Here is a 20,705-nt window from a genome sequence, read left to right on the forward strand (position 1 = left end):
AGGAATCCCATGCGCCAGACTCCCCCGCCACCACCCCCGCCCCGACCGTCGACGCACTCGTCGAGGCCGTCCTGGCGGGCGAACACGGCCCCCTTCCCTCCGAACTCGTCGCCACCAGCGTGTTCTGGATCCACCACGGCACCCGCCTCGCCGGCGGCGACACCACCTACCTCAACCAGTACGTCCTGGTCCGCCTCGGCGACTCCTTCGGCGGCTGCGCCTTCGAAGCCGGCGAGATCGACCCGGTGATCTGCCGTGACTCCTCCGGCGCCCCGCTCGACCTCCTGCTGCGCGAGGCCCCACGCCCGCTGCGGATCGCCGCCCTCGACGCCTACCTCTCCGCGGCCCGCCCGCACCGCGTGGCCGCCGAGGAGGGCGACGCCGAGCCCGTCACCCTCCCCACCGGTACCCCGGAGGTCCGCGCCAGGGCCCGCGACGCGGCCATCGCCGGCCTGCTGGACATCGAGGAGGGCGCCAAGGTCGGCCTCATCGGCGTCGTCAATCCGCTGGTCGCGGCGATACGCGAGCGAGGCGGCGAACCACTGCCCTGCGACTTCAACCTCAAGACCACCCAGTGGGGCGACCCCGTCACCGACGACATGCACGAGGTCCTTGAGCGCGCCGAGGCCGTCGTCGCCACCGGAATGACCCTCAGCAACGGCTCGTTCGACACCATCCTCGAGCGCTGCCGTTCCCGGGGCATCCCGCTGGTCGTCTACGCGCAGACCGGCAGCGCCGTCGCCCGCGCCTTCCTCGGCGCCGGGGTGACCGCCCTGTCCGCGGAACCGTTCCCCTTCTCCCAGTTCAGCGCCGAGGAGACGGTCCTGTACCGCTACCGGACGGTGAGCGGCGCATGACACCCGCCGCCCGCACCACCACCGCCGTATGCGGTGCCGATGCCCTCCCCACCGGCACCGGATACGCCCCCTGCCACCACGGCGAGATCCTCCAGGGCGTCTTCCTCGACGGCGACGGACGCCGGTGCGCGGGCCTGGTCACCCTCCCCATGGCCGGGCCCGGCAGCAGCGCCGAGTTCGTCCGCCGGCCCGGCACGGCGCCCCAGGCGCTCACCGTCACAACCGCCGACCGTACGAAAGCCGCACGGGCCGCGGCCCTCGCGGTGGCCGAATGCGCGCAGCGGACCGGTCAGCCGCTCTGCGGCGGGGAGTTGCGGCTCACCGGTGACATACCCGTAGGCCTGGGCATGGGCAGCTCCACCAGCGATGTCATCGCCACCGTCCGCGCGGTCGCCGACTCCTACGGCCTGCGGCTGGCCCCCGGCACGGTCGCCCGGATCGCCGTGCGCGCGGAGTCGGCCTGCGATCCGCTGATGCTGGACGACCGCCCGGTGCTGTTCGCCCAACGGGAGGGCCGCGTCCTGGAGGTCCTCGGCCCGGCCCTGCCCCCGCTGGCCGTCGTGGGCTGCACCCTCGGCGGCGGCGCACCCGTGGACACCCTGTCCCTGCCCGTACACGAACCCGGCGACAGTGACGTACGGGCCTGGGAGCGCATGCGCACGCGGCTGCGACGCGCGGTGGCGACCGGCGACGTGCAGCTGCTCGGCCAGGTCGCCACCGCCAGCGCGCGGCGCGCACAACAGGTGCTCGGCCACCCGGAGTTCGACGCGCTGACCTGCATCGCCCGCCGTGTCGGGGCGGCGGGTGTCCAGATCGCGCACAGCGGCGCCGTGGCGGGCGTGCTGTTCGACCCGGCCGCACCGGGCCTGCGGCACCGCGTCCGCAGCTGCCTGCGCGCCCTGGACGCCCACGGCATCCCCGCCACCCGGACCTTCACGACCTTCACCACCACCAAGGAGCTCTTGAATGGACCAGCACATCGCGGAGTCGATCGGCCGGCCGGACCTGATACGCCTCGACGACCGGCTCGTCTGCCTGCGCTTTGAGACGATGAAGGTGGTCTCCGCCCTCGCCGCGGTACGCCATCTTCTGGACACCGGGGCGGTGCGGCGCGGGGGCACCCTGCTGGACAGCTCCAGCGGCATCTACGCGTACGCCCTCGCCCTGGCCTGCCACCGGCATGGCATGCGATGCCACATCGTCGGCTCGACGACGGTGGACCACACGCTGCGCACCCAGCTCACCGTACTCGGGGCGACGCTGGAGCAGATGGAACCGTGCAGCGACCTCAAACTCGACCAGAAACGGCGCGTCGAGCGGATCCACGAGATCCTCGCCGAACACCCCGAGTACCACTGGATGCGGCAGTACCACGACGACATCCACTACCTCGGCTACCACGCGATCGCCGACCGGATCCGGGAGGCGACCGGCGCGGAAGGGCCCCTCACCGTCGTCGGCGGGGTCGGGTCGGGCGCCTCCACCGGAGCCCTCGCCCGCTACCTGCGCTCCGAGAGCCTTGGTGGCTCGGCCGGCGTCGAACTCGTCGGCGTCCAGCCCTACGGCAGCCTCACCTTCGGCGCCGAGCACGTCTCCGACCCCGAGATCATCATCGCCGGGATCGGCAGCTCCATCCCCTTCGGGAACGTCTCCCACGAGCTGTACGACACCCTGCACTGGATCTCCTTCGACGCGGCGCTGGCCGGCAGCGTCGACCTGCTGCGCCGGCACGCGGTCTTCGCGGGCCTGTCGACCGGCGCCGGGTACCTCGCCGCCCGCCACGAACGCGAGCGTTCCCCCGAGCGGACGGTCCTCTTCATCGCCGCCGACACCGGCCACCGTTACGTCGACACGGTCTACGCCCGGCACCGCGAAGCCGCGCCGATCGCGGATCTCGCCCCGCGGGAGGTGTCCGACCAGAGCCGGCTGGCCCTGCCATGGTCCCGCATGCGCTGGAACCGCGCTCCGGCCCCGGACTTTGCCATCACCTAGGGGCCCCGATGGGGTTCTCCCCCTTGCGGCCCGGGGGGTCGCTCCATGTCCCAGCGGAGCGGCCGACCGGCATGATCCGTCCATGACTTCACGGCGAACGAAAACCCGGATTCTGGCTGGTGCGGCGGTCCTCGGCAGTGTGTCCGCCCTGGCCACTCCGGCGTCGGCGGCGGCCGGCTCCCACAGTGGGCGGGCACAAGGCGGGGCAGTCGTCTCCGTCGAGCAAGCGGCCGACCTCACAGCGGAAGAAGTGTCCGGGGAGCTCCGGGGAAAGATCGACTCGTCCCAGGTCCGCTACGGCGTGACCGCCTATCGGGTCACCTACCGCACCACTGACAGCGCGGGCTCCCCCACGACCGCGAGCCAGCTCGTCGCCCTGCCCAAGAACAAGGCGCGCCACCTGTCCACCGTCTCCTGGCTGCACGGCACCACCGTCTACCGCAAGGACGTCGCCTCGGAGAATCCGAAGTCCAACGACCGGCTCGCCGCACTGCTGTTCGCCTCGACCGGGCGCGCCGTTTCGGCGCCCGACTACGTGGGCCTCGGCTCGGGCGAAGGCTTCCACCCCTACGGTGACCCTCGTGCCACCGTCGCGGCCTCGGTGGACGGCCTGCGCGCGGCCCGGACCGTCGCCCACCGGAACGGCCGGGAGCTGAAGCGGAAGGTTCAGGTCAGCGGGTTCTCGCAGGGCGGCCCCGCGACCATGCTGGTAGGCCGGGCGCTTCAGCAGGAGAGCGCCGACCCCTACTTCCGGCTGGGGGTACTCGCCCCGGTCAGCGGCCCCTACAACCTCTCGGCCTTCGAGGCCGCCGCAGCCGACGACAAGATCGCCAAATCCGGCATCTACCTCGCCTACTTCGTCACCGCCTGGAACAAGATGTACGGCCTCTACGCATCACCCGGCGACGTCTTCCGCTCCCCTTATGACCGCAAGGTGGAGGGCCTCTTCGACGGCCATCACACCGCCGGGCAGATCGTCAGCGAACTCCCGGCGGCCTCCAAGGACCTGTTCACCGAGGACTTCCTGAACAAGATCCGCAAGCCCGAGGGTGTCCTGAAGGACAAGCTGCGCCCGATGGACAACACCTGCGACTGGCGGCCGAACGTACCGGTGGAGATCTTCCACGGCCGGGGCGACAAGGACGTCGACTTCAGTCACGCGGCCTACTGCGCCAGCCAGCTGACGAGGAACGGTGCAGCACGCCGGCTGACCGACGTCGGCGACTACGACCACAACGGATCGGTGCGGCAAGCCCTGCCCCGGATCGTCAGGTTCTTCGACGAGTCGGCGAAGACCGACTGAAGCGCGCCACCGGCAACGGCTGGTCGAGCGGAGGGCGCACCCGACCGTGCCGTTCGTCGCCCGTCGGACATGTCCTGGACCCACCGGACACGCCCTGGGAGCGTGTCTTCGTAACTGGATCACGGTTAGCGGCCCTGCTGGGGCTTCCGAGGGGTTCTGTTGGAAGCCAAGGCTGACTCCGCCGCCGCAGTCCACGTCGGTGTACTCCGGACCGTACGGGGTCGCGGCCCAGCCGAAAACGGCCCCGCCCCGTGGTTCGTTTGTCGTAGCTGAGAACCACGAACCCGGCTCGTGCCATGGCCTGGACCTCGGCCTGGTATTTTGCCCGCTTCTCGGTACCAGAACCGTGCACCAGCACGACCCCGGGCCGCCAATCCTGCCGCCTCGGCAGGTGCCGTGACCGTACCCTGCAGCGTCAAGTCCCTACTACGGAACTCCACGCTCTCCTCGGCGTCCTGCCCGGCAGGGTTGGTAGGGCTAGCACCATCCCCCGTGAATGACGAAAGCCGACGGATGGGCCGCCCACCTCAAGGGTACCCACGCCTCAATACCCGGCCTCGCAAGCGGCCGGGTGACGGCATGAGCGGGGGCCCGCGCCCGAGTTCACCTGCCATGCCGTCCGTGTGGCCGGCGACCATTGACAGCCGGGGCCTGGGACCGTCCCGCCGAACCCCCACGGCAGGCGATGTCCCAGCAGGTCAGGGCGTCGGACGTCCCACGAGTACGTCATTTCCTCGGCAACCGTGGCGACCCCATTCCCCTTCCCGCAATCTCGTTGGCGAGCCGGCCGTCGCGGTCGGCTCCGACAATCGGAGGGGAAGAAATGCGAGCCTTGACCAGGACGCTCGTCAGTGTTGCCACCGCCGCCGGAATAGCCGCCGGCACCCTGGCGACCGCGGGCACCAGCTTCGCGGCGAACGCAACGGCCATAGAGCCGACGGCGAGCACAGAGGCCGTCGCCCCGTGGGCTGACAACCTCAGTCTGAGTACCGGGCAGGCCAAGAAGGTCCAGCAATGGCTGAAGGAAAACTGGGGCTACAACGGACCGATCAATGGGCAGCTCGACCGCACCGGTTGGAGCGCGATACAGCGCTTCCTCAAGAAGCACTGGGGCTACAAGGGCCCGATCGACGGAAACATCCGAGGGGGCACGGTGGTGGCGCTGCAGCGCTGGCTGAAGAACTGGGGCTATACCGACGCCGTCGACGGAATAATCGGGGAGAAGCTCAAGGCAGCGTTCAGGCGGTTCGCCGACTCGCTCTCACAAGAGTGGAGCGTCTCGTCGGGCACTGCCAGCGCCTGCACCTCCGCGTAGGAGAGGGCCGTGAGGGCTTCCGGCCGGCCGTCGCGGATGGCGGTCGCGGTGCTCACGGCCGCCGCCAGGGCGCTGCGGTAGAGCAGCGAGCCGAGGCTGACCCTGCGTACGCCCAGCGCGGTCAGCTCGGTGAGGGAGGGGCCGGTCGGCGAGTAGAGGATGTTCAGCGGGACGACGAGCATGGCTGTCAGAGCGGCGATCCGGTCCGGATCGGACAGACCCGGTACGAACACCCCGTCCGCACCGGCCTGCTCGTACACCGCCAGGCGCACCGCCGTCTCCTCCTCTCGATGTCCGAGCCAGTAGGTGTCGGTGCGGGCGTTCACGAACAGCTCGGGTACGGCGGCCTTGACGGCGGCAATTTTCGCGGCGTGCAGCTCCAGCGGGGCGAGAGAGCCGTCCGGGCGACCGTCTTCGACATTGATCCCCGCCGCGCCCGCGTCGTACAGCTTTCGAGCCAGCACTGCCACTTCCAACGGGTCGTCGCTGAAGCCCCCTTCGACGTCGACGGTGAACAGGAAGGAGCCCCGTCCGAGCCGTCGGGCCAGCGCCACAGTCGCTTCGGCGGTCGCTGCCACCCCGTCCGGCAGGCCGGCGGCCGCGGCCACGCCGAGGCTCGTGGTGCCGATGGCTTGGAATCCCTGCTCCGCGAGGGCGGCCGCGGAGGCGTAGTCCCAGGCGTTGGGCAGCAGCAGCGGGGCGGCCTGGTGGTGAAGGCCGGCGAAGGCGGTCAGCGGGCGCTGGAGCAGGCCGTCGGCCAGGGCCAGGGCGTGAGCCCGGCCGGGGCATACGCGCGGCGGTGCGCCGAAGGAGAGGGGTACGGGGTGCGCGCGGTGGGCGGCGGCCACGTCCAGGAGCACCACGTCGCCCTCGGCGATCTCACGACCGGCGATGCGGGTGGCACGGGCGGCGACCCGGCGCATGGCCCGCACCGGTGACGCCTCCCGGAGCACGCGGGCCAGCGGTACGTCGCCCTCGGCCGCAGCCTCCACCAGCGCCGCCGTCGCCGCGCAGGCCTGCACCAGCAGCCCGATGCGGTTGGCGGCGGCCTCCAGACGGGCTTCGTTCGCCCCCTCGGGCGCCGCCAGGTGAGCCGTCAGCCAGGCCACCGCCTCGTCCGCGGCCGGGTCCGTGGCCCCGAAGTAGGCACCGGCCACCACGGTCACCGCCTCGGCGACCGCCCCGGGCTCCGGCATCTCCAGGGCCTCGGCGAGGGTACGTACCACCCGCAGGCGTACGTCCCCCGCGGGCGCCTCCACCGCTGCCCGCCGCAGCGCGGCGGGGTCCAGCCGGTCCAGTTCGGCCTCCACCAAGGCACGTCGCCGTCGATGCCGCTCCCCGGAGCTGAACCGGACCACGGTGGCACGCAACCACGCGACACTCGCCCCGGCGGTACCGCCGTCCGCGGCCGGCAACTCGGGCACGAGAGCCGGATCCGCGAGCGCGGCCCGCACGTCCTCATGGCGGTCGAATTCATGCGTCGTGATCACGTGCGTCATGACCCTGACCCTAGGGCCGCAACAGTTCGGCGCTCCCCGAACCATGCCTACGGCATCATCGCCTCATGCCTCAACCACCTCAGCTCGCCGAGACCGCCGCCCTGTTCGCCGACCGTACGCGGGCCGCCTTCTGCCTTGCCCTGCTCGACGGACGCGCCTGGACTGCGGGCGAGCTCGCCCGGCACGCGGGGGTGCGGCCCTCCACCGCCAGCGAGCAGCTCTCCCGCCTCATCGAGGGCGGACTGCTGACCGAGGAACGCCAGGGCCGGCACCGCTACGTCCGGCTGGCCGGCCCCGAGGCAGCCGGCCTGATCGAAGCGCTCGCCTCATACGCCACCCACGCCTCGAACACCCAACCACCGCAGAACCTGCGGGAATCGGTGCGCCTGAGCGCCGAGGCCCGGGCCCGTACGTGCTACGACCATCTGGCAGGGCGATTGGGCGTGGCCTTGTCCGACGCGATGATCGCCCGAGGCCTGGTCGCCGCCGAGGACGGTCTCGCCGTCACCCCGGACGGCCGGACATGGCTGGCCGACACCCTGGGCTTCACGCGACCGCCAGGCACCCGGCGGCCCCTGGTACGCAGCTGCCTGGACTGGACGGAGCGCCGCCCCCATCTCGCCGGAGCACTGGGGGCCGCCCTGTGTGCCACGGCGCTGGAACGACAGTGGGTGCGGCGAGTGGGTTCCGGACGCGCGGTGAAGGTGACACCGGAAGGGACCGAGGCGTTCCAGGAACTGCTGGGGGCGACGGTTTAGGCAGTGACTGCCGCGTCCTGGCAGCACGGCCGGTTCGAACGCGTCCGATGCCTCGCGCCTGGGCAGTAGTCGGCCTGTGGTCGCACTGCCGAACGACATCCGTCCGAGGATCGAAACGCCGCACATCTGGTACGTGGGAACGGTCAACCAGGACGGCTCGCCGCACGTGAGTCCCATGTGGGTGGGGCTCGACGGGGACCTGGTGCTGTTCAACACCGCTGTGGGCCGGGTCAAGGAACGCAACCTGCGCCGTGACCCGCGCGTGTGCCTGTCCCATGCGGACCCGGCCGACCCCTACGACCGCGTTCAGATCCGTGGCCGTGCCGTCCGGTTCGTGGAGGGCCCGGCGGCGGACCGGAACATGGACGAGCTGGCGGGCATCTACCTGGGCACCGAACGGTTCGAGTGGCGCGTTCCCGGTGAACAGCGGGTCATCGTGCTGATCGAGCCCACGCGTGTCCGTCGCGTGGTCGGAGTCGAGCCGTTCCCGCCCAGGGGGCGTCTGTAGCCTGTTGTCATGGCGCCGGGGGCGCCGTGACGGCAACGCTCCGCTTTTGACGAGGAGTTCGCCGAGCAGAGCTGTCTCGCTCGTCCGGGGCCGAATGGGGTGGGGATGACGGAGATCCGTCGCGAATTGATCCGCGCGTTGCCGGAGGTACTGAAGACGCACGCGGCACGGTCGGGAGGCAAGACCGCCTTCCAGGACGCACGGCGAAGCGTCACGTACCAGGAGCTGGAGGAGCGGACCCGTCGTCTGGCCGGCCACCTCGAGCGGCTTGGCGTACGCAGGGGCGACCGGGTGGCGCTCGTGCTGGGCAACCGGGTGGAGACGGTGGAGAGTCTCCTCGCGGTGCTGCGGGCCGGAGCGGTGGGTGTTCCGCTCGATCCCGGGGCCGCGGACGCCGAGCTCGCGTACTTCCTCGACGACAGCGGGGCGGTCGCGGTGGTCACCGAGGACACGCTGCTGCCACGGGTCTCGCGGCTGGCGGCCGTACGGCCACGGTTACGGTCGCGGGTCCTGGTGGCGGGCACAGCCACAGGCGCGGATGCCATGCCGGACGGAGCGGCCGCGGGCACGCACGTCTTCGAACGGCTGGCCCGGGCGGATCCGGGATGCGCGCCCCGGGACGACCCCGGCCTGGACGAGGCGGCCTGGATCCTCTACACCTCGGGCACCACCGGGCGGAGCAAGGGCGTGGTCTCCAGCCAGCGCACCGCGCTGTGGTCCGTGGCGGCGGCCTACGTCCCGTTGTGGGGCCTGGAGACACAGGACCGGCTGCTGTGGCCGCTGCCGATGTTCCACGCCTACGCCCACTCGTTGTGCCTGCTGGGTGTGGTGGCCGTGGGCGCGAGCGCGTATCTCCTCGACCGGGGTGCCGACGTCGCGCAAGCACTCACCGAACAGCGGTTCACCATCGTCGCCGGCGTGCCCGCCACCTACCGCCTGCTCACGAGCGCGGTCCGCGAAGCCTCCCGGCCGCCGGCCGGCATACGTCTGTGCGTCACCGCGGGCGCGCCATGTCCCCCGGAGCTGCGGGCGGACGTCGAGGAGCTGCTCGGCGCACCGCTGCTCGACGGCTACGGCAGCACCGAGACCTGCGGGAAGATCGCGGTCGACCGGCTCGACGGCTCCGGTGGCGCCGGCCCCAGCGGTCTGCCGGTGTCCGGCGTCGAGGTGCGGCTGACCGATCCGTCCAGCGGCGACGACGTCGCCGACGGGGACGAGGGGGAGATCTGGGTCCGCGGCCCGAACCTGATGCTCGGGTATCACGATCGCCCGGACGACACCGCCCAGGCGTTCAAGGACGGCTGGTACCGCACAGGGGATCTCGGCCGCCGCGTCCGACACGGCGGTCTGCGCGTCACCGGCCGCGTCAAGGAACTGATCATCCGTGGCGGCGAGAACATCAACCCGGTCGAGGTCGAGCACGTACTGCTCGCCTGCCCCGGCGTCGTGGACGCGGCCGTCGCCGGCAGACCGCATGACGTGCTCGGTGAGGTGCCGGTCGCGTTCGTGGTCGCTGACCCGCAGCTCGGCGTCGACCTCGACCGGGTGCGCGACGCGTGCCGGGAGCGGCTGTCGGGCTTCAAGGTGCCGGACGAGGTGTACGAGACCGACTCTGTGCCCCGCACCCCCTCCGGCAAGACCGACCGTCCCGCGCTGGCCCGGCACCTGGCCGAACGCCTCGGCTCGACGCGCGAGGCCACCGCGTCCGCCCAGCGCCGGCGCCTGGCGGCACTGGCCCCGTCCGGGCGGTACGACGCCGTGCTGCGTCTCGTCCTCGCCGCGACGGCACACGCGAGCGGCGTGCCGGAGCGGGACCTGGAACCGGGCCGGCCCTTCACCGACTTCGGGGTCACGTCGCTCGGGGGCGTACTGCTGCGCGACCGGCTGGGCACGGCCACCGGCCTGGAGCTGCCCGCCACCTTGGTGTTCGACCAGCCGACGCCCGCCGCCGTGGCGGAATTCCTGCAGACCGCGCTGCTCGGTGACTCGGCCCCCGACGGCCGCCCGGGCAGTGGCAGGGCGCGTACGCCCGCGGCGGAGCCGGTGGCCATCGTCGCGATGGCCTGCCGGTATCCGGGCGGCGTGGCCTCACCCGAGGACCTGTGGCAGCTCGTCGCGAACGGGATCGACGCGACGTCGGACCTCCCCGACGACCGCGGCTGGGACCTGCCCGGCCTCTTCGACCCCGACCCCGACCGGCTCGGCACGTCCGTCACCCGCCGCGGCGGGTTTCTGCACGAGGCGGCCGACTTCGACGCGGCCTTCTTCGGGATGTCTCCGCGGGAGGCACTGGCCACCGACCCGCAGCAGCGGATCCTGTTGGAGACCACCTGGGAGCTCCTGGAGCGGGCCGGTATCGACCCGACGGCCCTGCGCGGCAGTGACACCGGCGTCTTCGTCGGCGTGATGCACGACGACTACGCCGGCCGTCTGCTGAACCGAGGCCCGCACGAGCTGGAGGCGCACCTCGCGCTGGGCTCGGCGGGCAGCGTGGCCTCGGGCCGTATCGCCTACGCCCTGGACCTGCGCGGGCCCGCCGTGACCGTGGACACCGCCTGCTCGTCGTCGCTGGTGGCGATGCACTCGGCGGCGCAGGCACTGCGGTCCGGCGAGTGTTCGCTGGCGGTGGCCGGGGGCGTCACGGTGATGGCCACCGCGGCGTCGTTCGTCGCGTTCAGCAGGTTGCGGGGCCTGGCGCCGGACGGCCGGTGCAAACCGTTCTCGGCCGCGGCCGACGGCACCGGCTGGGCGGAGGGCGTAGGTGTGGTCCTGCTGGAGCGGCTGTCCGACGCCCGGCGCCACGGCCATCCGGTGCTGGCCGTGCTCCGAGGCTCGGCCGTCGCTTCCGACGGCGCGTCCAACGGCCTGACCGCGCCGAGCGGCCCGGCCCAGCAGGACGTCATCCGGCAGGCCCTCGCCACCGCCGGGCTGTCCCCGGCCGACATCGACACGGTCGAGACGCACGGCACCGGCACCGCGCTCGGCGATCCCATCGAGGCCCAGGCGCTGCAGACCGCGTACGGGCGGGAGCGGCCCGGCGACCGGCCGCTGTGGCTCGGGGCGCTCAAGTCCAACATCGGGCACACCCAGGCCGCGGCCGGCGTCGGCGGTGTCATCAAGACGGTCCTGGCCATGCGCCACGGACGGCTGCCGCGCAACCTGCACTGCGAGGAGCCGTCACCGCGCGTGGACTGGTCGTCGGGCGCCGTACGCCTCCTGACGCGGGAGGAGGAGTGGCGTCCGGCCCGACCCGGAGGCCCGCGCCGGGCAGCGGTGTCCGCGTTCGGTATCGGCGGGACCAACGCCCACGTCATTCTGGAGGAGGCCCTTGAGGAGCCCGCTGGGGAATCGGTTCTGGAAACTGCCGCCCCCGGGCACTGGAAAGCGGTGCCACCACTGCTGCTGTCGGGTGCGGATTCTCAGGCTCTGCGCGCGCAGGCCGGGCAGGTGGCGTCCCTGCTGCGAGAGCAACCTCAGCTGTCCTCGCTGGATGTCGCGTTCTCCCTGGTTACGACCCGGGCGGCGCTCACACATCGGGCGGCTGTGACCGGAGGGGACCGCGAGGCGCTGCTGAACGCTCTGGACGCGTTGGCGGCCACCGGTCACGGCCCCGGAAGCACCGAGGTGAGGCCCGGCGCGCCTGCCGGGCGGCTGGCAATGCTGTTCTCCGGCCAGGGCGGGCAACGGCCCGGCATGGGACGAGAACTGCACAGTACGTTCCCCGGCTTCGCGGCCGCCTTCGACGCCCTGTGCGAACGCTTCGACGGCACCGGCGGTTTCGAGCGGCCGCTGCGCACCGTGCTGTGGGCGGACGAGAACACCGACGCCGCCGCCCTGCTGGACAGGACCGACTTCGCGCAGGCGGGACTGTTCGTCTACGAAGTGGCGCTGTTCCGGCTGCTGGAGTCCTGGGGAGTACGGCCGGACGCCGTGGCCGGGCACTCCGTGGGAGAGCTGGCAGCGGCCCACGTCGCGGGCGCCCTGTCGGAGGTGGAAGCCGTGGAGCTGGTCGCGGCCCGGGGCCGGCTGATGCGGCAACTGCCCGGTCACGGCGCCATGGTGGCCCTGGAGGCCACCGAGGCCGAGGCGGCGGAAGAGCTGGCAGACCTGGCGGATCTGGCGCACCACGTGGCGATCGCGGCGGTGAACGGTCCCCGGTCGGTCGTCGTCTCCGGGGAGGAGGAAGCCGTACGCGTCGTCGCCGCCCGGTTCGCCGGTCGCGGACGCCGCACCACGCGGCTGCGGACCGGCCATGCCTTCCACTCACCGCTGATGGAACCGATGCTCGCCGAGTTCGGCCGCATCGCCTCAGGCATGGCCTACGGGAAGCCGCGCATCCCGGTGATATCGACCGTGACCGGGCGCCCAGCCGACGGGGACGACCTGCGCTCGGCGGCGTACTGGGTGCGCCACGCCCGCGAAACCGTACGGTTCGGGGACGCCGTGCGACATCTCGTGAACGACGAGCGGGTGACCGCCTGCGTGGAGGTGGGCCCCGACGCGCAGCTCACGGCGGCTGCCCTGGGCGGCGCCGCGGGGGAGCGCGGGGGAGTGATGTGCACGGCCACCGCCAGGGCCGGGGCACCGGAGGTACAGGCGGTCCTGGCCGCGCTCGGCCGGCTGCACGTACACGGCCTGCCGGTGGACTGGCGCCGGATGTACGAGGGCAGCGGCGCCCGGCGGGTGGACCTGCCGACCTACCCCTTCCAACGGCAGCGCTACTGGCTGGAGGACACCGAAGCCCCCGCACCGGCCGGCAAGGACCACCCTCTGCTGACCGGCACGACGACCACCATGCCCGGCACGGAACGCCTGCTCTGCACCGGCCACCTCTCCACCGCCGCCCAGCCCTGGCTGGGCGACCACGTCATCGCGGGGCAGGTGCTCGTACCCGCCACCGCGTTCGCCGAGATGGTGATCCACGCGGGCGACGCATGCGGGCTGGAAGTCATCGAGGACTTCGCGCTGCTGGCCCCGCTGCCGCTGCCGCCCTCCGGTTCTGGCGACGGGGTCCAGGTGCAGGTGGTCCTCGGTGAACCGGACGCCTCCGGCCGCCGCACCGCGGACGTCCACTCCCGTCCGCGGGAGTCCGGCCCGCTGGGCACCTGGACGCACCACGCGACCGGGCGGCTCGGCCCGGCCACCGGGCAGGGAGTCCATGATTCCGGCGCCTCCGCGTGGCCGCCCCCGAGCGCCGTGCCCGTGGACCTCGCGGGCGCCTACGATCGCCTGGCCGACGCCGGTCACGCGTACGGTCCTGCCTTCCGGGGCGTCACGTCCGTCTGGCGGGGGCCGGACGAGGAGGTGTTCGCCGAGGTACGCCTGCCCGGGGCGCCGAGCGCCGACGCCGGCCGGTACGGCATTCACCCCGCCCTGCTGGACGCCGCGCTGCACGCGACACTGCTTGCCGCGCCGACCGCCGGTCCCGTCCGCGTGCCCTTCGCCTGGCGCGGCATGAGCGTGTACGCCGTCGGTGCCACGGCGCTGCGCGTACGCATACGCACCACCGGCCCGGACACGGTCGCCGTGGACCTCGCCGACCCCGCCGGCAGGCCGGTGGCCCGGGTGGATTCCCTGACCACCCGGCCCGTACCGGAATCCGTCGGTGCCGCGGCCGCGGAAGTGAGCGCTGCCGGGGGCCTGTACGGCCTGCGGTGGGTCGGCGTTCCGGCCGACGGCGACGTGCCGTACCTGTCCGTGGCGGAACCCGACGACCTCGGCCTGCGCTCCCTGCTCCCCGGGCCGCCGGCCGGAAGAGGGACCGACGCCCCCAGGGCGGTGGTGGTCTCCCTGTCCTGTCTCTCCTCGGGCGCCGACCCGGCCGCGGACACCCATACCCTGACCGCGCGTGCCCTGGCTGTGCTGCAGGCCCGACTGTCCGCCCCGGCCGCGCCCGGATCGCGGCTCGTCGTGGTGACCCGCGGCGCCACCTCCGCCGTGCCGGACCTGCCGGCCGCCGCGGTGTGGGGCCTGGTGCGTTCCGCACAGACGGAGTATCCCGGGCGTCTCACGCTCGTGGACACCGACGGCCGGCCCGACTCCCTGCGCCTGCTGCCGGCCGCCGTCGCCACCGGCGAACCCCAGCTCTCCCTCGTCGAAGGCGCCGTGCGCGTTCCCCGGCTGGCCGGCACCGACACGCCCCAGGGCAGTTCTCCGGTCGAGGGTACGGTCCTGGTGACGGGCGGTACCGGAGCCCTCGGCGGCCTGCTGGCCCGGCACCTGGTCACCCGGCACAAGGTCCGCCGCCTCGTCCTCGTCAGCCGTCACGGCCTCCGGTCGCCGGCCGCGCGACGGCTGCGAGCAGAGCTCCAGGAGTCCGGCGCCCGCGTGGACGTGATCGCCTGTGATGCCGCCGACCGCACGGCGCTGGCCTCCGTCGTGAAGACGTACGCGCACGAGCTGAGCGCCGTCGTTCATGCCGCTGGTGTCCTGGACGACGGCGTGCTGGAGGCCCTGACACCCGGGCGGCTGGCCGCAGTGCTGCGGCCGAAGGTGGACGCCGCCTGGAATCTGCATGAGCTGACGAAGCATCTGCCCCTGTCCCACTTCGTCCTGTTCTCCTCGGCGGCCGGAGTGCTGGGCACCGCGGGCCAGGCCGACTACGCCGCCGCGAACACCTTCCTGGACGCGCTCGCGCACCACCGCGCCTCCCTCGGCCTGCCGGCGATCTCGCTCGCCTGGGGGCCGTGGGCAGGCGGGGAGGGGATGGCGGCACGTACCGCCGCCCCCGACCGGGCCATGGACGGCCTGCTGCGCGCCGTCTCCCCCGAACAGGGTCTGGCGATGTTCGACGCCGCGCTGGGCAGCGGTGAACCGGTGTTGGCCCAGCTGCTGCTGGACCGTTCGCGGAAGGCGGGCACCGCCGGGCAGCCGGTGCCGCCGCCACTGCGGGGGCTGCTGCGCACGGCCCGCCCGGCAGCCGGGGCCGCGACCGGAGCCTGGCGGGAACGGCTCGCCGCGCTGCCCGTATCCGACCGGGCGCCGGCCTTGCTCGAGCTCGTCCGCGAGGAAGTCGCCACCGTGCTCGGCCATGCCGGCGCGGACGCCGTGGCGCCCGGCCGCCCCTTCACCGAGCTGGGCTTCGACTCCCTGACCGGGGTACTGCTGCGCAACCGTCTCAGTGCTCTCACTGGCGTGCCCTTGCCCGCCACTGTCGTGTTCGACCGGCCCAGCGCCGTGGAGTTGGCCGGCCTTCTCCACGAGGAGTTGGGTGGAGCCCTGCTCGAACGTGTCCCCGCCACCGGTCCCGCCCCCTCACGAGGAACGGCACGGACGCCCCAGACGCTCGCCTCCCTCTACCGGCGCGTGTGCGAGACAGGGGATGTCGTCTCGGCGATGCACTTGCTGGTGACCGCCTCGCTCGCCCTGCCCGCCTTCGACCACGCCGACAGCGCCCGGCACGCGCTCGCGCCCCTCAAGCTGGCCGAAGGCACCGCCGGTCCCGCGCTCGTGTGCTTCCCCGGCTTCTTCCCCGCTCTCGGCAGACCCGGGCACGCCACGCTGGCCTCCGCCTTCGGCGGCGAACGGGACGTGCTCGAGCTCCAGCACCCCGGCGTTGCAGAAGGGGATGCCGTCCCTCGGGACTGGCAGACCCTCGTGGACCTGCACGCCGACACCGTGCGCAAGCACGTCGGCGACCGCCCGTACGTCGTCCTCGGTTCCTCGATGGGCGGCTGCCCCGCGCACTCGGTGGCCGCACGTCTCGCGGCCACCGGTACACCACCGCTCGGCCTCGTCCTCATCGACACCTACCACGTCACCCCGGACCTCGAGAGCGAGCCGTGGCTGCTCGCCCTGCCCGCCCGTATCCCCTGGCAGATGGGCGAGCGGTTCGACACCGCCGTGGACGACACGTCCATGGCCGCCCTCGGCGCCTACACCCGTATCGCCCGTGGCTGGCAGCCGGAACCGACAGACGTCCCCACCCTGCTGCTCCGCGCCACCGAACCGCTGCCGCAGCCACCAGGCCACGGCATGCATGAGACGGGGGCCGGGGAGCGGCGAACGTCCTGGCCGCTGCCGCACACCTCAGTGGACGTCCCCGGCAACCACTGGAGCATGACCGAGGAGCACGCGCATACGACGGCGGAGACCATCCGGGCATGGCTCGGCACACGGCTCACGGCCACCGGCGATGTCCAGGAGTGATTGCGGCGCCCACGAGCGCGGGCAATGGCCAGAACATCACGTTCGGCCTCATATCCTCTAAAAGGACTGTTTCAAGCGGAACTTGGGCAGTTTGTCGCCAAGAGTGTGGGCGGGCAACAGTTTCCCAGGGGGGAATTCATGCCGGAAGATCAGTCGAATGAGGAAGTCCGTGGCGGGAGCCCGGACTCGGCAGTCGATCGGGTGGCCGACTTCTACGGCGCCTACATCGATGCCGTCGACGACGGAACCGATGACCTGGGTCAGGAGCTTCGCGCCCACTACCTCACGGAGGACCTCCGGCAACGGTTGGCCGCCTGGGAGGAGGCCAACCACGCCGACGGCGTCCTGCGCGCCCAGGACGTGCCCACCCACTGGGAAGTCCGCTACCACGACTCCGGTGCTGGGCACCTGTTCACCACGGTCACGCTCACCTGGGGTACCGGCCCGGACGCCGGGCACACTCGGCTGGCAGTGCAAAGCGACCTGAGCACCAAGCTCATCTCGGACATCGATGACGGGTGACTCGGGCCCTGACGCGGGCGCGAGACAGCTGAGGAAACAGGGCCGGCTGCACGTCAACCCCGACCCTGAATGGGTGCGCGAACAGCTCTCCCGCTCCGCGTGATCGGGAGCCTCCGTCTGCGCGGTACAGCGCAGACGGAGGTTGAAGGGCAAGCTCAGCCGAAGAAGACGGAGGAGATGTCGTTGTCGAAGCCGATGGTGGCGAGATCGGCGACGTCGCCGTTGACGACCTTGGACTTGCCCTTGCAGTTGGCCTCGGACCAGATCTTCAGACTGCCCTGAGCCTGCAGGGAGGAGGCGACGTTGTCGCGCGCGACGTTCTGGCAGCCCTTGCCCGCCAGGCCCTGGGAGGGGTCGCCGAAGTTGGCGTCGTCGAAGAGGACGACGCTGGTGGCGGGCTTGCCCTGGCCACTGTTCCCACCGCCGGTAGCAGCCCCGCCCGCCTTCTTGCCGTCGGGGGTCACACCGAACCACGTGCCCCCGACGCCCTGCCCCTTCGTGTCACCGGGCTTGGTGTCCTTGCCGAAGCGGTAGACAGGCCAGCCCCCGACGGTGACCTGGAGCGTGCCGTCGTCCCGCTTGACGGTGCCGACCTTCGACTTGTCGACCCCGTCGAGGAAGATCTTGCCGCCCCGTGCGACGACGACCGGCGGCCAGGTCGACGCGCACTCGCCGTTGCACGTGGACTTCGAGGGGCTCGCGGTGTCCTTGTCGAACCGGTAGAGGGTGAAGCCCGCGCCGTTGACCACCACCGGGTTCAGCGCACCGGCCTTCGACGCGGACAGCTGCACCCACTGCTGCGCCTCCGGCTTCACCGCCGGCTTTCCCGGCTCGTTCGCCCAGTCACCCGTCCTGGGCGGGGCGTTGTTCGCCTTCGCGGTGCCGCCGAGGAAGCCCAGGCTCTGTCCGGCGGCGATGGGGTTGGAGTCGGCGGACGCCGAGGAGGCGGGCGCGGAGCTGTCGTTGTCGCCGCCGCAGGCGGTGAGCAGCAGGAGGCCTGCAGTGGCTACAGCGACAGACGTGGCAGTGCGCGTGCGGATCATGATGATTCCCCCCAGGTCATGGCTCCGGTCCGCCCGAAGCCGTCACTGGTCCGTACGGACCGGGCCCTGGGACAGCCTCACCCGGTTACCGGGCCGATACGCCACCGTTACGAAGTGACAGCCGACCACCCCTACCGGGCTCTTTGGAGCGGCCCGGACGGGCAGGCCGAAGCCGAGAGCGCCCGGGGTCGCACGGCGGGAGCACCGGGATAGTCTGAGCTTGCGTTTTAACCTCTGTCTCGATCAGTTTTTTGGCTGGTCGAAGCAGACAAGAGAGCTCGCACGGAGCTGAGTGCCAGCTCTCAATCTTCATGCGACACACCGAGGTCGTGGCGCATAGCGGTCCTCATAGTTCGGAGCATCTCCCAGACCTCGTACTGGGCCTGGGCCGCGGTCTCCATCGTTTCGCCTGGTTCGGGGGCACCGCGTTCGAGGCGCTTGACCTGGCCGTAGACCTTGTTCAGGGCCTGGTTGACGAGACTCGCTCGCCTGAGTACTTCTTCGGGGGCGATCATCTGTGCTTCGGAGTATCGATCGCGGTGCGCGTTCTTCGCTTCCTCGAGTGCGTCGCTGTCGGCCTCCTCCACGCCGCGTTCCCTCATGACGTGCAGGTGGCGGTTGAGAGCGGTGGTGAACTGCCGAGCATCCCGGTTGAGTTCCACATAGCAGGTGCGTCGCAGCGAACGGGCCTCGCGAACCTCCTCATGGTCTCGAACGAGCTCTATCTCCAGGCGCTTCGCTCGTTCGGAGCCGCGCTGGGTGAGTAGCGCCCCTCCCAGGGTTCCTGCGACGCCTGCGACAGCGATGATCACTGAGCTGAGATCCACCGACGTACCCCGTGAAATTCTTCGGCCTCGTGCCCGCTGCACATGGCCCAGGCCGTCAAGTTTGCCGCTCCTCGGTGCGCCGGGGTTTGGTGCCCTTTTTGTGGTGGGCGGGGCGGCTGTATGCCTCGCCGGTGGCCAGGACTCTGCCCACGTCATGACGGGTGGCTGGGCGGCGGTTCTTCGAACCCGGCGGCCGGCCAGGCCCCGGACGAGACGGTTTCGGTGCACTGGCCGGGGAGCCGGTCTTCGTGCACAGGTTCCTGAACCCCCTGCGGACCCTGGCGGGCGTGAGCCTGTTCGGCGGAGCCGGTTTCTCCCACGGCCGCCGGAGATCGATGGCCAGTGGCCGCGCGAGCCGGAGCTGGGCATAGGCGGCGATCACCAGCCACGTCCACCGGTCGGCAGCCTCCGAGCTGCGGAGACGGGGCTTGGTCCACCCAAGTGTCTGCTTGAACAGGCGGAAAGTGTGCTCCAGGTCGAAGCGGCGGAGGAAGGACTGCCAGCAGCGGTCGACATCGGCCTCGGTGGCGGCGGTGCCCGACCACCACAGCCAGACCGGCTTGTTCACCCCGCCGCTGGGCAGCTTCTGCACGGTCAGGCGGATGACGGTGCCTTCGATGATGGGTAGCGGTCCGTCATAGTCGATCCAGGCCGCCCGGCGGGTGAGCCTCGGGTGCAGGCGGTCCCATGCCTGCGCGGTCGCCTTGCCGTAAAGGCGGGTGTCGGTGGTCGTCACGGCCTGCTCAATACCCCACGTGGAGGGGTCACCGAAGACGAACTCGCCTCCGTGCTTGGGTGGTCGGCCGCCCTTGGGGTCGTAGACCCGCGGCGGTGTCGGCTGGCGCATGACTCGGTCGGAGCGCAGTCTGCCGAGGATCTCGACGGGCAGATCGGTCAGCAGGTGGGCAATGCGGGGTGCGTCGTATCCGGCGTCCAGCACGACCAGGACTTCGGGGTCGCCCGGCTTCCACTGGCCGGCGGCAACGAGTCGGTCGACCAGCTCGCGGAGCTGGGCCGTGGTCACCGCGGCAACGTCCGCGCCGGGCTCCAGACGAACCGCGTCCAGCACCGCCGTCCACGACGTCCGGCCGGTCTCCAGCGCAGCCACGATCGAGTACGGCCAGCCCGGGACCATCTGATGCTTGCCCTCACCCCGACCGAAAGTGTGGCAGAAGGACCGGTCAGCGCAGGTGTTGGCGTCTGGCCGCAGCCACGGCGAGACATCCGCGGCCAGGACGATCCGACCATCCGCCGCCCTCGGCAACGGCATCCCGGCCAGGGCCCGACGCAGCCGGGCGATATCGATCCGTCCCTGGTTGAGGCCGTCGTAAAGAGCTCCGTGCCCGCGGCGGTGTTCCGGCGCGAGTGCCAGGTCGACGAGCGTCCGCACCGGCCCGTCCGTGCACAACAGCGCGTCGCATAACTCGAACAGGGCGTCGCCCCGTGCGGCCAGACACGCGTACAACTCCGCCCGGAAGCATGACACTTCCGCGAACGCATCCCGCAGGACGTCCTGATACCCCAAACTCACGACCACGGCCTTCGTGCTGGTTCCTCTGCCTCTGTGACGGAGCACAGGATCAGACGAAGGCCGCCTTCACGTCCGCTGAACTGCGAAAACACTGGTCAAGTTCGAGTCACGTTCGACGCTGGACCTTAAATGACAAGCTGAGCCGATGTTCAGTAACATAGGACCGTTCGAGGCAGTCGCCCTCGGCGTCGTCATCGTGGCCTTATACATCGTGCCGTCGGTCATCGCCTTCCGCCGCAGGCATCCCAACCGGCTGCTCATCCTGACGATCAACCTCGTTCTCGGCGGCACCCTCATCGGCTGGGCCGTCGCTCTCTACCTCGCGACCCGCTCCGCCCCGGCCGCCCGCAGCCGGCCCGTGTGACGAGCCGTGCGACGGCGCCTCGCCAGACGCCGTGCAGC

At 71.6% G+C, this 20,705-nt stretch carries 13 protein-coding genes and 1 pseudogene; 10 read left to right on the forward strand and 4 right to left on the reverse strand.

The features are described 5' to 3' along the window. Positions 1-71 precede the first annotated feature (71 nt). From J1792_RS18200 to J1792_RS34255, 5 genes and pseudogenes are all read left to right on the forward strand, one after another. Positions 72-857 (forward strand): Rossmann-like domain-containing protein, encoded by a 786-nt coding sequence (locus J1792_RS18200; protein WP_242646278.1) that lies wholly within the window; start codon positions 72-74, stop codon positions 855-857. Beyond that, on the forward strand, positions 854-1,903 hold the full coding sequence (locus J1792_RS18205) for a GHMP family kinase ATP-binding protein (protein ID WP_086567151.1): 1,050 nt from the start codon (positions 854-856) through the stop codon (positions 1,901-1,903). The genes J1792_RS18200 and J1792_RS18205 overlap by 4 nt, the downstream gene beginning before the upstream one ends. Then, positions 1,824-2,849, forward strand: coding sequence for a pyridoxal-phosphate dependent enzyme (locus J1792_RS18210; protein WP_086567150.1), 1,026 nt, complete (start codon positions 1,824-1,826; stop codon positions 2,847-2,849). The genes J1792_RS18205 and J1792_RS18210 overlap by 80 nt, the downstream gene beginning before the upstream one ends. 82 nt (positions 2,850-2,931) lie before the next feature. Then, the gene (locus tag J1792_RS18215; protein ID WP_086567148.1) at positions 2,932-4,152 is read left to right on the forward strand and encodes a lipase family protein; all 1,221 of its coding nucleotides are present in this window, start codon (positions 2,932-2,934) and stop codon (positions 4,150-4,152) included. 823 nt (positions 4,153-4,975) lie between these two features. Further along, a pseudogene (locus J1792_RS34255) lies at positions 4,976-5,413 on the forward strand (peptidoglycan-binding domain-containing protein); the annotation flags it as partial. Here the strand turns inward: J1792_RS34255 and J1792_RS18220 are convergent. After that, positions 5,341-7,011, reverse strand: a complete 1,671-nt coding sequence (locus J1792_RS18220) for an isocitrate lyase/phosphoenolpyruvate mutase family protein (RefSeq protein WP_505391853.1) — start codon at positions 7,009-7,011, stop codon at positions 5,341-5,343. The pseudogene J1792_RS34255 and the gene J1792_RS18220 sit on opposite strands and share 73 nt — an antisense overlap. A gap of 20 nt (positions 7,012-7,031) precedes the next feature. On the opposite strand from J1792_RS18220, the gene J1792_RS18225 reads away from it, so the two are divergent. The 4 genes from J1792_RS18225 to J1792_RS18240 all read left to right on the forward strand — a co-directional run bounded on the left by J1792_RS18225 (position 7,032) and on the right by J1792_RS18240 (position 16,902). Continuing rightward, on the forward strand, positions 7,032-7,724 hold the full coding sequence (locus tag J1792_RS18225; RefSeq protein WP_207247710.1) for an ArsR/SmtB family transcription factor: 693 nt from the start codon (positions 7,032-7,034) through the stop codon (positions 7,722-7,724). Between the two features lie 76 nt (positions 7,725-7,800). After that, complete coding sequence (locus J1792_RS18230; RefSeq protein ID WP_086567142.1) at positions 7,801-8,232, forward strand: PPOX class F420-dependent oxidoreductase; 432 nt, start codon at positions 7,801-7,803, stop codon at positions 8,230-8,232. Between the two features lie 105 nt (positions 8,233-8,337). Further along, positions 8,338-16,380, forward strand: a complete 8,043-nt coding sequence (locus tag J1792_RS18235) for a type I polyketide synthase (RefSeq protein WP_207247712.1) — start codon at positions 8,338-8,340, stop codon at positions 16,378-16,380. A gap of 201 nt (positions 16,381-16,581) precedes the next feature. Further along, positions 16,582-16,902: a hypothetical protein gene (locus tag J1792_RS18240; RefSeq protein WP_307843023.1), complete on the forward strand. Its 321-nt coding sequence runs from the start codon at positions 16,582-16,584 to the stop codon at positions 16,900-16,902. A 155-nt stretch (positions 16,903-17,057) separates the two neighbouring features. Here J1792_RS18240 and J1792_RS18245 read toward each other — a convergent pair whose 3' ends face one another. The 3 genes from J1792_RS18245 to J1792_RS18255 form a co-directional block, all read right to left on the reverse strand. Then, positions 17,058-17,945, reverse strand: a complete 888-nt coding sequence (locus J1792_RS18245) for a hypothetical protein (protein ID WP_207247716.1) — start codon at positions 17,943-17,945, stop codon at positions 17,058-17,060. A 302-nt stretch (positions 17,946-18,247) separates the two neighbouring features. Then, a complete protein-coding gene (locus J1792_RS18250; protein ID WP_229900229.1) occupies positions 18,248-18,757 on the reverse strand; it encodes a hypothetical protein in 510 nt (169 codons plus the stop codon). 70 nt (positions 18,758-18,827) lie between these two features. Continuing rightward, entirely contained in the window at positions 18,828-20,303 is a 1,476-nt protein-coding gene (locus J1792_RS18255; RefSeq protein ID WP_307843040.1) for an NF041680 family putative transposase, read from the reverse strand. 145 nt (positions 20,304-20,448) lie between these two features. Between J1792_RS18255 and J1792_RS18260 the strand changes: the two genes are divergently transcribed. Continuing rightward, positions 20,449-20,667: a superinfection immunity protein gene (locus J1792_RS18260; RefSeq protein WP_086567136.1), complete on the forward strand. Its 219-nt coding sequence runs from the start codon at positions 20,449-20,451 to the stop codon at positions 20,665-20,667. Positions 20,668-20,705: the final 38 nt, after the last annotated feature.

Source organism: Streptomyces triculaminicus (genome assembly GCF_017349075.1).
Classification (GTDB): Bacteria; Actinomycetota; Actinomycetes; order Streptomycetales; family Streptomycetaceae; genus Streptomyces; species Streptomyces triculaminicus.